The following is a 13,399-nucleotide window of genomic DNA, read 5'->3' on the forward strand; positions in this document are numbered from 1 at the left end:
GGGTGTGGTGAGGGGACCCGGCGTCGAAGAGGATGGCGGCCATGCGGGCGAGTTCCGTCTCGCGGTAGCGCGCGAGCGGCCGGGCCGACTCGTCCCGGGCCCGCGCGGCCTGCTTCGCGGCGATCCGCCGGGACAGGTCCGGTACGGCGGCGAGACCGGCCGCTTCGCGCTCCACCTCGCCGGCGAACTCCTGCGGCGCGACCGGCAGAAGCCGGTCGACCAGACCCAGGCCGGCGGCGGACGTGGCGCTGACCGGCAGCGCCTCGCTCGTCAGCCGCTCGGCGGTCTCGGTGCCGACGCGGCGCGGGAGGGTGTACGTCCAGTACTCGGAGCCGTAGAGGCCCATCCGCCGGTAGTGCGGGTTCAGGACGGCACCCGCACGGCACCACACCTCGTCGGCGGCGAGCGCGAGCATCACGCCGCCGGCCGCCGCGTTGCCGCCGAGCGCCGCGACGACCAGCCGGTCGGTGGTGCGCAGCACGGCCTCCACCAGGTCGTCGATGGCCTGAAGGTTGGTCCAGGCCTCGGCCGCGGGGTCGGGGGCCGCTTCGATGACGTTGAGGTGGATGCCGTTGGAGAAGAAGTCGCGGCTGCCGCCGAGCACCAGGACCGAGGTGGGGCGGGCGAGCGCGTAGCGGTACGCGGCCAGGAGCCTGCGGCACTGGCCGGTGCTCATCGCGCCGCCGGGGAACGAGAACGTCAGGAAACCGACGTCGCCGCGCTGCCGGTAACGGATGTCGGTCCAGGTGCGCCGGCCGGGCGGGAGCTCCAGCGGGGCGGGGACTTCCCGCAGGGCCGGGCAGGCCGATGCCGGGGACGCGAGGACGGACGCCGCGGGGCGCCGGAACGGTGCCCGGTCACCCGAGGCGCGGCGCGGGCGCAGCTCCGGGATCCACACCGCGCCGTCCCGGGTCGCCCGGCACACCGCGCCCGCCCGGGTGGCGAGCAACTCGCCGGGCCGTCCCCGCAGTTCGTCCTCCGGGTGACCGCCGTGCAGGAACACTTCCCGGCCGAGGAGTTCGTCCAGGACACCGGGCTGGGAGTCCGCGGCGCGGAGCGTGCGCAGCACCGTGTCGGTGCTGTCGCTCGCCCAGTCGATCCGGCGCCGCTCCTGACGGAAGTAGTCCCGCCACACCACACGGATCGAGGGGTCGGACTGCGGCTGCGGTTTGAACGCCCCGCCTGCGTAACGCCGTACGGCCAGCAGGACGGCGGCCACGGCGGCGTCGGAGACCTCGCCCCGGTACAGGTCGCTCTTGCCCACCGGCGGTACGTCGAACGGCACCGACGCCCAGACGGGCCCTGCGTCCATCGCCGCCTCGGCCTGAAGGACCGTCACCGCCCAGCGCGGAGCGCGCTCGGCGAGGGCCCAGTCGAGGGAGGAGGGGCCGCGATCGCCGGGCGGGCCGGGGTGCACGATGAGACAGGTGTGGTGCTGCCACACGTCGTCGGGCAGCGCCGTCTTCAGCATGGGCGCGATGATCAGCTCGGGACGCGTCTGCCGTACCGCTTCGCGGATCGCTTCGGCTCCGTGCGAGGCGAGGACGACGTCCACGCGGTGTCCGTGGTCGGCGAGTTCGGCGTACACGCGCTGGGCGAGGCTGTTGAACGCACTGGCGACGAGCAGGATGTCCATGCTGCGGGATGGTCGCCCCTCCAGAGGGAACCGCATAGGGGGCCCGACGGTATTTCGTCCGTTTCCGTCGGGCGCCGCTCGGCGGCCGACGGCTCACGGCTGCCTTGATCTTCCGGGACTGCGGGCTCCGAAGGCCCGTGGCACAGGCTCCCGTTCGGGTCGGAGGATGTGGCCGGATCGGTACGACCGCGCAGCACGGGCCCCGTCCCCGCCCGCGGCCAAGGGCGCGGCGGTCCGGAGCGGGGCCCCTTCGGCATGCTCAGCGGAAGCGCTCGTCACTCCGCCGGCGTGAGTTCCGCTCGGCCGAACAGGAGGGCGTAGCCCGGGGGCAGTTGGGCGAGGATGCGGGTGATCAGGGCGTCGCCCACCAGGGAGGGCAGGACGCTCAGGACCGAGCTGACGTCCCAGCGGGCCGTCGCCGGGGTCGAGCCCTCGATCCGGGCGGCGACCGAGTCGACGAACTCCGCCGCGGTCAGCTCGCGCGTGGCCGGGATCTGGGAGGCGACCACCCGTGCCGCCTCCTCGGGCAGCGCGCGGGCCAGGTCGACGCGTTCGTCGCCGACGACATGGCCGCCGAGGGCGGAGAGGACGATGCGGGTGACGCTGTCCGCCTCCGCTCGCGTCCGGTACTGACCGGACTCCCGCACCGCGTCGACCAGATGCTGCCAGCCGACCTCGTCGGAGTGCGGGACGGGGGCGGCGCGGCGGTCCCGGTTCGGGGCCGGGATCACCGTCTGCGGGCTCGGCATCACGGTCTCGTGCGGCGTCAGCGTGGTCATGTGGGTTCCTCTCCTCCTCCGGGGCCTCCGGTCGCTCCCCCCGTGCGGACGCGGGGGGCATGGGGACGCGCCCCGCGGGCGGCCGGGTCCGCGGGACGCGCTGCGTGAGTGCTGTCAGCTGCTGATCTGCTTGCGGCTGTCGCCGCCGGTGATCTGGATGCGGCGCGGCTTGGCCTGCTCGGCCACCGGGATGCGCAGGGTCAGGACACCGGCGTCGTACGAGGCGTCGATGCGTTCGGTGTCGAGGGTGTCGCCGAGGAACAGCTGCCGGGTGAAGGTGCCGGTGGGCCGTTCGGCGACGATCAGCTCCGCGTTCTCGGGGGCCGGGGAGCGGCGCTCGGCGCGCACGTTGAGGACGTTGCGCTCGACGTCCAGCTCGATCGTCTCGGGGTCGATGCCGGGGAGATCGAAGTGGACGACGAACTCGTCCCCCGACCGGTAGGCGTCCATCGGCATCGCCGACGGGCGGGCGGCGGTCCCGAAGACCTGCTGCGCGAGCCGGTCGAAGTCACGGAAGGGGTCGGTACGCATGAGCATCACAGTCCACTCCTCTCGTTGGCTGTCGCGTCCGGTGCGATGCTCTACGGACGTCTTCTTATATAGCTCCGGAGAGGAAACTTGACAAGCCCCGACTCAGGTTCGGTGAGCTCTTGATCCGGCTCGGTGTGTCGCCGCCGAACGGCCCAAGCCGAATCGTGTCCGGCTCACCCAGCGCGGAACACTGGATGAGGGCCGACGAACCCCGTGGAGGAGTGATGGGCAACCGGGTGGTGGTGGGAACGGACGGCTCGTCGTCGAGTCGTGCCGCGGTGGAGACGGCCGCCAGGGAGGCCCTGCGCCGGCGTGCGGAACTGCGGGTGGTGTACGCGCTGAACTGGCCGGTCAGACCCATGTACGCGCCGCTGGACACCACACCGCTCGACCGGCTGCTCGCCGAGGCCGCCGACCGTGCGCGGAGCGTCGCCCCCGAGGTGGCCGTCACCGAGGCCATGGTGCCGGGCGACACGGTGTCCGTGCTGGAGGCGGAGTCGCGGACGGCGGAGCTGCTGGTGCTGGGTGCCCGCGGTGCGGGCGGCTTCCTGGGCCTGCTGCTGGGCTCGACGGCCGCGTCCGTGACGGCCCACAGTCAGTGCCCGGTGATGGTGACCCGCGAGGGGTCGGCCGACACCGGGCCGATCATGCTGTGTGTCGACGGCTCCCCCGCCGGTGAGAGGGCGATCGAGTTCGCCTTCGCCGAGGCGGCGCTGCGCGGGGCCGAGATCGACGCCGTGCATGTGTGGCTGCCGGACTACGCACCCGCCGGTACCGGCGTCGAGGGCCCGGAGCGGCTGCTGGCCCAGGCGCTCGCCGGGCACGCGGAGAGGCATCCCGATGTCACGGTCAGGCGCGAGGTGGCGAGTGGCGAAGCCCGGGAGGTGCTGATCGAGAAGAGCAGGAGCGCCCAGCTCGTGGTCGTCGGTGCCCGGGGGCGCGGTGGGTTCACGGGTCTGCTGCTGGGATCGGTGAGCCAGGCGCTGCTGCACCATGCGCACAGTTCCGTCGTCGTGGTGCGCGGGCAGGCGTGACACGGTGCGCGCAACCCTTCCGTCGCCCGGTCCGTCGCCCGTACGACCTCCTGCGGTCGCACTGAGGCAGGGTTCCCTCCTACCCCCTGCGGTCGATCAGCGTGATGACGCTCGGCCTCCTCACCATCTGGGCACTGACCACGTTCATCGGGATGGACGACCGGGCCTGACCGGATCCAGGAGGAGCCTCAGTCCGGCTCCGGAGAGAGACCCAGGCCCGGTGTCGTACCGGATGTACCACTCGGTGCCGAGGATCTCCTCCCGCACAGCGGCCGGCAGCCCGGCCAGCCGCCCGGGCGCCGCTCCCCGCTCCACCTCACTGCGGTGAGCGAGCACGGCGGCCCACTTCCGCTCCAGCCACGGACGCACATCGAGGACCGCACCGACGCAGTCGTCCGGGACTGTGTACAGGGTGGTACCCGCACGGGCCAGCTCACCGAGGCTCGCGGCGGCAGAGTGCGGATGCGTGGCGAGATACAACGCACCCGGACTCCACGGTTCGCCCGCGTCCGGATACAGCCCCTCCAGTCCGGCGGCCTGCACAGCGAGGACGGTCACCCGGTGGGTGTGCACATGATCGGGGTGCCCGGTCACGTTCCCGTAGGGATCATGCGTGACCACGATGTCGGGCCGGAACCCCCGCAGCCGACGCACCAGCCGCCTCACCGTCTCGTCGAGCGGGGCGTCGCACAGCCGCGGTCTGCCGGGGGCCGACTCCGGCACGCGGGCGTCGGCGTAGCCCAGCAGGTCGGGGCCGGTGGTGCCGAGGATGCGGAGCGCCTCGGCTAGTTCCGCGGCGCGGTGGGTGTCCGGGGTCCAGGTGGCGGTGACGACGGCGGTGCGGGCGCCGGTCGTTGCGTAGCGGGCGAGGGTGCCGCCCGCGAAGAGGGATTCGTCGTCGGGGTGGGCGAAGACGGCGAGGAGGCTCGGGGGCGGGGCCGTGTGGGATTCGGGGAATGAGAGGGGCATGGGAGCGGTCCCTTCCGGTGGGGGATGCGAGCGCCAGACCAACCGCGTTGTGGGGCCTGTCACTTGCTCGCGTCACCTTGCCCGACATGTGGACAACCCGTGGTGTTGGCAAGGGTCTTGACGTCAGTTCATGTGTTCGGCCGGTGATACGATCACCGCGTTTTCGAAGCGGGCGCGGACCGCCTGCCATGGACGCCGACACCTCGCCGGCACCGCCGGCCGTCAGTCGCCTGAAGAGAGTCCTATGACGCCATACGCAGCGAGCCCCGTGTTCTGGGCTCTGGCCGCCGCCCTCGCTGCCGCCCTCACCGTGATCGTCCGCCAGCGCCGGGCGGCGCGTGCCGCGCGGCAGGAGACGCACGCACTCAAAGAGCACTACGCGCAATTGGAGAACGATTACGCGAAATCCGTGCAGGCGGCTCAGGAACAGGCCGAGGAAGAGACGAAGACGGTTCTGAAATCCGCGATGCGGACCCTTCAGGGCCTCGCCGCCGAGCAGCAGCTCGTGCTGTCCCGGCTGCAGAGCAAATACGGCGACTCGGCGATCCTCCAGGACCTGCTGGAGATCGACCACACCAACTCGCAGTTCGGCCGGCGCGCCCAGTCCATCGCGGTGCTGTGCGACGGCTGGCTGGGCGGCCGCCGCGACACCGCCTCCGTCTACGACGTGGTGCGCAGCGCCCAGGGCCGCATCCGGCACTTCCGCCGCGTGGAGATCCTCTCCCAGGTCGACTTCGGCATCACCAGCCGCGCCGTCGAGCCCGTCGCCCTGGCCCTCGCCGAGCTGCTGGACAACGCCACCAGCTACTCCAGCCCGGACACCGTCGTCGAGATCAACATCCGGACCGTGCCCAAGGGCATCTGCATCGTCGTCGACGACGCCGGTGTCGGCATGAGCGAGGAGGAGCGCGTCCGCGCCGCGAAGCTGCTGAGCAGCGAGCGCGCCTCGGGCGTGGCGAGCCTCGGCAATCCGCCCCAGTTCGGGTTCGCGGTGATCGGCCTGCTGTGCGAGCGGTTCGGGTTCGAGGTGTCCGTGGACTCCTCCTCCCCCTACGGCGGTGTGCGCGCGGTGGTGCTGCTGCCGCACGACCTGCTCACCGCGATGCCGGAGAAGAGGACACCGGCTCCGGCCGCCGCCCACACCGCCGCCGCCCGTCCGGCCGTACGGTCCGGCCAGGACGGCGGGCCCGAGCCGGCGCTCGCCCCGGCGTCGACCGCGGACGGTCTGCCCCGGCGCCGCCGCAAACGGCCGATGGCGATCGTGCCGCAGTCCGACGGCGAACCGGCCCCCCGCCCGGGCCGCTCGGACGCCGAGCAGGCGCGGATCATGGGCGCCTTCCAGCGTGGCACGCGGTCCGGGCGGGCCGCGGAGCCGGACCAGGCGGACCCGACGAGCAGCACACCCGGTGCAAGCAGCGAAGGACATGAGGTCTCGTGAACGATCTGTCATGGATGCTCGACAGCGCTCTGGAGATTCCGGGGGCCCTGCACGCCGTCCTGATATCCGCCGACGGTCTGCTGATGGCCCGTACGAAGGACTTCGGCCGGGACGACGCGGACCGGGTCGCCGCGGCGATGAGCGGCGTGCAGTCCCTCAGCCGCACCCTGGGGTTCTTCTGTGAGGACCCGAGCCAGCGGTGGCGGCAGACGCTGGTCGAGTTCGACGGCGGCTGGGTCTTCGTGATCTCCGCCGGGGAGGGCGCCTACCTGGGGGTGTCCGCCACCGCGGACGTCGACATGGCCGACATCACCTTCCGGATGCAGCAGCTCGTCTCCCGGCTCGGCAAGGAGCTCACGACGCCGCCGCGCGAGAACCTCGGTGCCCGCTCATGACGGGGCACGACGGCTGGGACCCCGAGGCCACCGAATTAGTACGGGCGTACGTCATCACCAAAGGGCGTGAACTGCCCGACGAGCAGCAGCTGTCGCTGATCACCCTGGTGACGGCGGCCCCCGGTCACGCGCAGCGGCCGTTGCGGCTCTCCCCCGAGGAGCAGACGCTGCTCGACCTGTGCTCCGCCGGCTATCTCTCGGTCGCCGAGATCGCCGGCCACACCCGGCTGCCGCTGGGTGTCGTCCGGATCCTGCTGGCCTCGCTCACCGAGGGCGGCCATCTGATCACCCGCCCGCCGGTCGCGCCCGCCCGGCTCGCGGACCGGGAGATCCTCGAGGAGGTACTCAATGGTCTCCGCGCCAAGTTTGGCTGAGCAGGCCTACGTTCGCGGCGGGGCGACCCAGACCGCGGTGAAGATCCTCGTCGTCGGCCACTTCGCGGTGGGCAAGACGACGTTCATCGGGTCGATCTCCGAGATCGAGCCGCTGTCCACCGAGGAGACGATGACGCAGGCCGCCGAGTCGGTCGACGACCTCAAGGGGGTCCAGGGCAAGACGACCACCACGGTCGCCATGGACTTCGGCCGGCTGACCATCAGCGACCGTGTGGTGCTGTATCTGTTCGGCACGCCGGGCCAGCAGCGGTTCGTGCAGATGTGGGAGGACATGGCGCGCGGTGCCCTCGGCGCGCTGGTGCTGGTCGATCCCGAGCGGCTGGCGGACTCCTTCCCGGTGATCGACCTCATCGAGAGCTACGGCCTCGACTACGCCATCGCGGTCAACCACTTCGACGGGGCGCCGCCGCGGGACGAGCGGGCGCTGCGGGAGGCGCTGGACCTGCTCGACGACACCCCGGTCGTCACCTGCGACGCGCGCGACGAGAAGTCCTCGGCCGCCGCGCTCACCACGCTGGTGCGCTATCTGCTGGGCCGCGCGCAGCAGACGGTGCGGCAGGCGGCGCACCAGACCGCTCACTAGACCGCGCGCCCGACCCTTCATGATCCGGACAGGTGACGGTCTCCCGAGACCGCGCTCGACAGTGAACTGAGAGCAGACATGGACGCTCACGACAACGCCCCGGTCCCTCCGCCGGGTTGCCCGGCCCACGGCTCGGGCGGCCGGGTCCCGCTGTACGGGCCGGAGTTCGCCGCCGCCCCGCAGGCGTACTACGACTTCCTGCGGCACTACGGGCCCGCGGCGCCCGTCGAACTCGCCCCCGGTGTGGAGGCCACGCTGGTCACCGACTACGCGGCGGCGCTGCAACTGCTGCAGGACTCGGGCTCGTTCCGCAAGGACGCGCGGCGCTGGCGGGCCTTCAACGAGGGCAAGGTCGGCCCGGACAGCCCGGTCGCACCGCTGCTGGCGTACCGGCCCAACTGCATGTTCGCCGACGGCGCCGATCACTTGAGGCTGCGTCAGGCGGTCACCGACTCCATGGCCCGGGTGGACACCCGCCGGCTGACCCGCAGCACGGAGCAGGCCTCCCGCTATCTCGTCGCGCAGTTCGCGGAGCGCGGCTCGGCCGACCTGCTCGCCGACTACGCGAGGCAGCTGCCGCTGTTCGTGTTCAACGACCTGTTCGGCTGCCCGGCGGAGATCGGCGACCGGGTGCTGTTCGGCTTCTCGGGGATGTTCGACGGCATCAACGCCGACAAGGCGACCGAGGTGATGGTCCAGGCGGTGGGCGAACTCGTCGCGCTCAAGCGGAACAAGCCCGGCGACGACGTCACCTCCTGGCTGATGCAGCATCAGGCACGCCTGGACGACGAGGAGATGGTGCACCAGCTCGCGCTGCTGCTGGGAGCCGGGGCCGAGCCGCTGCGCAATCTGATCGGCAACACGCTGCACCGGCTGCTGACCCACGAGCGGTACGCGCGCGAGGGCGGTCTGATCGACGAGGCCCTCGACGACACGCTGTGGGAGAACCCGCCCATGGCGAACTACGCGCCGCACTACCCGGCCTCCGACATGGAGTTCGCCGGTCAGCGGCTCCAGGCGGGTGACCTGGTGCTGGTGAGTTTCGCCGCCGCCAACACCGGTCCCGCGCAGACGGCCGCGCGCCGGTCCGGCAGCAACCGCGCCCACCTCGCGTGGAGCGCGGGCCCGCACGCCTGCCCGTCGAAGGAGCCGGCCCGGCACATCACGGTCACCGCCGTCGAGGATCTGTTCAACCAGCTGCCCGACCTGCATCTGGCCGTCCCCGAGGACAGCCTCACCTGGCGGCCGGGCCCCTTCCACCGCGCGCTCACGGCCCTGCCGGCCCGGTTCACGCCGGTTCACGCGGCAGGACGGTCCGCACCCGCTCCCACGGCCACCGCGCCCGCGCAGGACCGGAGTGCGGGCACGGCCCGCCGGGCCGAACGCACCGGCATGTGGAGCCAGTTCCTCAACTGGCTCACAAGGTGACATGGGTAACACCGGTCCAACACACCTCCCTCGCATGATGGTTGAACGGCAGGGGTAGTGAGCAACGCGGCATTCGAGTTGCTTCCCTGCAAAGGAGGTGCCGTGGACCACATATCCATGGACGCCGCATTTCTGCTGAGATCGCCGATACCCGCCTCCCGAGGCGGGTATCTTCCTGTGCGGCGCGGGGGGACCTGGTGAGCGCCGCACGGGCCGGCGGCGGCGTCGGTCCCGGCACGCCCACCCTCGGCGCCTTCACCGGCGGCCAGTTGCGCCGGCTGTGCGCGGTCGCCGGTCTGTCCGAGGCCGACGCGGACACGTACGCGCAGGTGCTGTCCGACGCCCTCGGCCCGGTCGCCGGGCGGCCTCTGGACCTGCCACCCCCGTCCCGCACCTTCCTGTCCGACGACCACACCCCGGTGGAGTACTCGCTCTCCTTCCGGCCCGGCTCGGCTCCCGCCGTGCGGGTGCTGGTGGAGCCGGGGTGCGGCGCGGGGAGCCTGGCCCGCAGCGGCCGTACCGGGCTCGAGACGGTACGGGCGATGACGCAGCGGTGGGACTTCGCCACCGACGCCCTCGACGCGCTCGAGGACCTGTTCCTGCCCCCGGAGCCGCAGGGCACCCTCGCCCTGTGGTGCGCCCTGGAGCTGCGCCCCGGCGGGGTGCCCGGCGTGAAGGTGTACCTCGACCCGGCCGCGAACGGGGCGGAACGTTCCGCCCAGACGGTGCGGGAGGCACTGCGGCGCCTCGGCCACCACCAGGCGTTCGACGTCCTCCCCGAGGCCGACGGCTACCCGTTCCTCGCCCTGGACCTGGGCGACTGGGACGCCCCCCGGGTGAAGGTCTACCTGCGCCATGACGCCCTGTCGGCGACCGGGGCGGGACATCTCTGCCGCATGCGTCCCGGCCCGGACCCGGCCTCGGTCGCGGCCTTCCACCGGGCCGCGGCGGGCCCTAAGGCGCCGCTGCTGACCGGACGCCCCGGGCTGACCTGTCACTCGTTCACCGACACCGGGTCCGCGTGGCCGAGCGGCTTCACCCTGCACATCCCCGTCCGCGACTACGCCGAGCACGACGGGGAGGCCCTGGCCCGCGCGACGGAGGTGCTGCGCCGGTACGGCATCGACGCCGGCGTCCTGCCCGACGCTCTCGCGGCACTCACCTCCCGGCGCCCGGAGGACGGCGTGGGCCTGATCGCCTATCTGGCCCTCGCCCACCAGCAGAACCACCCGCCCCGCATCACCACGTACCTCTCCGCGGAGGCGTACGCGGTCAGGCCCCCGAACAGGGCCCCGGCCCGCTCCGCGCAGCCGGTGCACTGAGTCCCGGTGCCCGCCCCGGCCGGCCATGCGCCGGCGGGGCGGGCGGGGCCGGGCAGACGCAACGGGGAGCCCCCTCGGGAACATAGTAGCCATGTACATAGTAGCCATGTATGCTATCGGGCATGAGCAAGGGTTCGCCGGGCCCCACCCCCGGATTTCTGGTGTGGCGGCTCGCCAACAAGTGGCGGGTCGCGGTCGATCGCGCGGTGGCGCCGCTGGGGCTCACCCACGCCCAGTACTCGCTGGTCGCGTCGCTGTACGGCATGCAGCGCGCCGGTGAGCGGCCCAGCCAGCGCCGGCTCGCCGACCACACCGGCCTGGAGGCGCTGTACGTCTCGAAGCTGGCGCGCACGCTGGAGTCGGCCGGTCTGATCGAGCGCGCCCGCGATCCCCGTGACCCGCGTGCCGTACAACTCGCGCTCACCGAGCAGGGCCTGGACGTCACACGGCACGCCATCGACGTGGTTCACGATCTGCTCCGGCAACTGCTGGAGCCGCTCGGCGGTCTCGACGCGCCGCGCACCCGCGCGTTCAGCGACGAGCTGACGACCTTGCTCGACGCACCTCTCGCACCTCCCGTACCGAACGACGAGAGAACCAAGGGGACATCACCATGACCGCAAACGCATCGGACACCACGGCGCCCCTCGCCGACGCCCGTGCGCTCGGGCTGGCCCACTACGCCGCACGAGGCGTGCTGGAGCACGTGCTGGCCCGGCACGGACTCACCTTCGAGCAGCAGATCACCCTGCGCGCGGCCGTCACCGCGCACGACCCGCTGACACCGGACGACCTCGTGGCCCAGGTCCGCGCCTCCCTCAAGACCGATCCGGCCGGCATTCGCACCACCGTCGACGAACTCGTCACACGGGAATTGCTCACCGCGGACGGCACGCACCTGCGCCCCACGCACGCGGGGCGGGACCTCATGGCCGCCGTCGGCGCGGAGATCGCCCCGGTCAGCGCCCGCATCTGGGGCGGGATACCTACTGAGGACCTGGCCGCCGCCGGCCGCGTCCTCACCCTGGTCACCCGGCGCGCCGAGGCGGAACTCGCGGCGCTGTCCGCCTGACCGGACCGGGCGGGCCGCCGTCAGCTCGACGCCGACGCCCTTGTCCCAGTACTGACGCAAGATGGTGGGGTGACTGTCTCGCGTATCAAGCCGCATCTGAGGTTGCTCTCCGGCAGCGGTGATCTGCTGGGTCAGAGCGGTTCCATCAGGGGCAGGCGCTGGTGAACCCGGCCGGCTGGGCTCGCGGCCGCGCCGGCAGGACGACGTGGAGCTGATGCTGCTGGGCATCGACCCGGCGTGGCTGGAGAAGCCGGCGGAGGAGGCCGGGGCGGGCGGCCGGTGCGAACTGGCGCCGCGGTTCCACTTCGAGGACCCCGTGCTCGGATGCTGGTCGAACGGCTGGTGGCGGAGTTCGAGCGGCCCTCGGGAGCGGACCGGCTGTACGCGGAGTCGCTGCTGCAGGCGGTCTGTGCCCTGGTCATCCGCACGTGTGGCAGCCCCGGACGCGAGACGGCGGCCGTCCGGGACGGCGGGCTGCCGCCGCGGCGGCTGGCCGAGGTGCTGGACTTCATCCACGCGAACGTGGCCTCCCGGGTCGCCCTGGAGGATCTCGCGGCGGTGGCGGGCTTCAGCGCCTCGCACTTCACCAGGCGTTCCGCGTCTCGACCGGGGAGTCGCCGCACCGCTCTGTGATGCGGCAGCTCTGGAGCAGGCCCGGCGCTCGCTGCTGCGCACCGACGGGCCGATCGCGGACATCGCGCTGGACCTCGGCTTCGCCGGCCAGAGCCACCTGACCCGCATGCTGCGCAGGCGCAGCCGGCACCTCGGGCGTCACGCCCCGTTTCGCCCCTACGATGAGCGCCCTCGGCGGCGCTCATCGTGCCGTATCGCACCCCACTCCCACAGGACGGCGAACATGTCTCAGTCCAGCAGCGGCGTCGGAGCCTGGTACCGGCCGATGAAGCCGCGTCAGGCCGGGGAGCCGCACCGCAGCGCCACCGTCCTGGAACTCTTCTTCGACCTGTGCTTCGTCACCGCCGTCGCCCAGGCGGCGGCCGCCCTGGAGCACGAGGCCGCCGCCGGGCACGTCGGTCACGGCGTCCTGGGCTATGCCATGGTGTTCTTCGCGATCTGGTGGGCGTGGATGAACTTCACCTGGTTCGCCTCCGCCTACGACACCGACGACGTGCCGTACCGGCTGCTGACGCTGGTGCAGATCACCGGCGCGCTCATCGTGGCGGCCGGTGCGGCCAAGGCGCTGGAGGACTACGACTTCGCCCTGATCACCTGGGGCTATGTGGTGATGCGGCTGGCCATGGTCGCCCAGTGGCTGCGCGCCGCGCACGCCGACCCCGAGCGGCGCGCCACGTGTGTGCGCTACGCCGTGGGGATCGCGGTCGTCCAGGTGGGCTGGGTGGTCCGGCTGGCGCTGCCCGAGGACGCCGGGCTCGTGGGCTTCCTGGTCCTGGTCGTGGCCGAACTCTCCGTCCCCGCCTGGGCCGAGCGCGCCGCCGTGACCCCCTGGCATCCGCATCACATCGCCGAGCGCTACGGCCTGTTCACCATCATCGTGCTGGGCGAGTCCATCACGGCCGCGACGGTGTCCGTGCGTTCGGCACTGGACACGGAGCTCTCGTTCGGCGACGTCGCGGGGCTCACCGTCGGGGGTGTGCTGACCGTCTTCGCGCTGTGGTGGCTGTACTTCTCGCAGGACGCCCGCCGCCGGCTGACCGCGCTGCGCACCGCTCTGTTCTGGGGTTACGGCCACTACGTCGTCTTCGCGTCGGCCGCGGCGGTGGGCGCCGGGCTCGCCCTGAACGTCGCCCACATCGCAGGTCACGGTCATCTCGGCGACACGGCGACCACCGCCTTCTACA

15 protein-coding genes are annotated in these 13,399 nt (G+C 72.3%); 11 read left to right on the forward strand and 4 right to left on the reverse strand.

Translation table 11 applies throughout. The features are described from left to right. From N4P33_RS23855 to N4P33_RS23865, 3 genes are all read right to left on the reverse strand, one after another. Window positions 1-1,636, reverse strand: a 1,636-nt coding sequence (locus tag N4P33_RS23855; RefSeq protein WP_260828745.1) for an enoyl-CoA hydratase-related protein, incomplete at its 3' end; no start/stop codon positions are given. Between the two features lie 275 nt (window positions 1,637-1,911). Next, a complete protein-coding gene (locus N4P33_RS23860) occupies window positions 1,912-2,415 on the reverse strand; it encodes a DUF2267 domain-containing protein (protein WP_260828747.1) in 504 nt (167 codons plus the stop codon). 114 nt (window positions 2,416-2,529) lie between these two features. Beyond that, window positions 2,530-2,952, reverse strand: coding sequence for an Hsp20/alpha crystallin family protein (locus N4P33_RS23865; protein ID WP_260828748.1), 423 nt, complete (start codon window positions 2,950-2,952; stop codon window positions 2,530-2,532). A 218-nt stretch (window positions 2,953-3,170) separates the two neighbouring features. Here N4P33_RS23865 and N4P33_RS23870 point away from each other — a divergent pair, with 218 nt between their 5' ends. Continuing rightward, window positions 3,171-3,980, forward strand: coding sequence for a universal stress protein (locus N4P33_RS23870; protein ID WP_260828763.1), 810 nt, complete (start codon window positions 3,171-3,173; stop codon window positions 3,978-3,980). Between the two features lie 144 nt (window positions 3,981-4,124). Here the strand turns inward: N4P33_RS23870 and N4P33_RS23875 are convergent, their stop codons facing one another. Next, window positions 4,125-4,949 (reverse strand): PIG-L deacetylase family protein, encoded by an 825-nt coding sequence (locus N4P33_RS23875; RefSeq protein WP_260828749.1) that lies wholly within the window; start codon window positions 4,947-4,949, stop codon window positions 4,125-4,127. Window positions 4,950-5,193: 244 nt separating this feature from the next. Between N4P33_RS23875 and N4P33_RS23880 the strand changes: the two genes are divergently transcribed. The 10 genes from N4P33_RS23880 to N4P33_RS23925 all read left to right on the forward strand — a co-directional run. Continuing rightward, window positions 5,194-6,387, forward strand: a complete 1,194-nt coding sequence (locus N4P33_RS23880; RefSeq protein ID WP_260828750.1) for an ATP-binding protein — start codon at window positions 5,194-5,196, stop codon at window positions 6,385-6,387. 14 nt (window positions 6,388-6,401) lie between these two features. Further along, a complete protein-coding gene (locus N4P33_RS23885) occupies window positions 6,402-6,782 on the forward strand; it encodes a roadblock/LC7 domain-containing protein (RefSeq protein ID WP_260828764.1) in 381 nt (126 codons plus the stop codon). Further along, window positions 6,779-7,156 carry a DUF742 domain-containing protein gene (locus tag N4P33_RS23890; RefSeq protein WP_260828751.1) on the forward strand — a complete coding sequence of 126 codons (378 nt, stop codon included), beginning with the start codon at window positions 6,779-6,781 and terminating at the stop codon, window positions 7,154-7,156. Before N4P33_RS23885 ends, N4P33_RS23890 begins: the two co-directional genes overlap by 4 nt. Then, window positions 7,131-7,760, forward strand: coding sequence for an ATP/GTP-binding protein (locus tag N4P33_RS23895; RefSeq protein ID WP_260828753.1), 630 nt, complete (start codon window positions 7,131-7,133; stop codon window positions 7,758-7,760). The genes N4P33_RS23890 and N4P33_RS23895 overlap by 26 nt, the downstream gene beginning before the upstream one ends. 78 nt (window positions 7,761-7,838) lie before the next feature. Beyond that, complete coding sequence (locus N4P33_RS23900; RefSeq protein WP_260828755.1) at window positions 7,839-9,188, forward strand: cytochrome P450; 1,350 nt, start codon at window positions 7,839-7,841, stop codon at window positions 9,186-9,188. A 197-nt stretch (window positions 9,189-9,385) separates the two neighbouring features. Next, on the forward strand, window positions 9,386-10,510 hold the full coding sequence (locus N4P33_RS23905; RefSeq protein WP_260828756.1) for a tryptophan dimethylallyltransferase family protein: 1,125 nt from the start codon (window positions 9,386-9,388) through the stop codon (window positions 10,508-10,510). Between the two features lie 122 nt (window positions 10,511-10,632). Continuing rightward, window positions 10,633-11,127 (forward strand): MarR family winged helix-turn-helix transcriptional regulator, encoded by a 495-nt coding sequence (locus N4P33_RS23910; protein WP_260828758.1) that lies wholly within the window; start codon window positions 10,633-10,635, stop codon window positions 11,125-11,127. Next, window positions 11,124-11,582 (forward strand): MarR family winged helix-turn-helix transcriptional regulator, encoded by a 459-nt coding sequence (locus N4P33_RS23915; RefSeq protein WP_260828760.1) that lies wholly within the window; start codon window positions 11,124-11,126, stop codon window positions 11,580-11,582. The genes N4P33_RS23910 and N4P33_RS23915 overlap by 4 nt, the downstream gene beginning before the upstream one ends. A gap of 324 nt (window positions 11,583-11,906) precedes the next feature. Then, window positions 11,907-12,215 carry a helix-turn-helix transcriptional regulator gene (locus N4P33_RS23920; RefSeq protein ID WP_260828761.1) on the forward strand — a complete coding sequence of 103 codons (309 nt, stop codon included), beginning with the start codon at window positions 11,907-11,909 and terminating at the stop codon, window positions 12,213-12,215. A gap of 223 nt (window positions 12,216-12,438) precedes the next feature. Next, a partial coding sequence (locus tag N4P33_RS23925; protein WP_260828762.1) for a low temperature requirement protein A occupies window positions 12,439-13,399 on the forward strand: 961 nt, incomplete at its 3' end.

It is taken from the genome of Streptomyces sp. 15-116A (assembly GCF_025290915.1).
GTDB lineage: Bacteria > Actinomycetota > Actinomycetes > Streptomycetales > Streptomycetaceae > Streptomyces.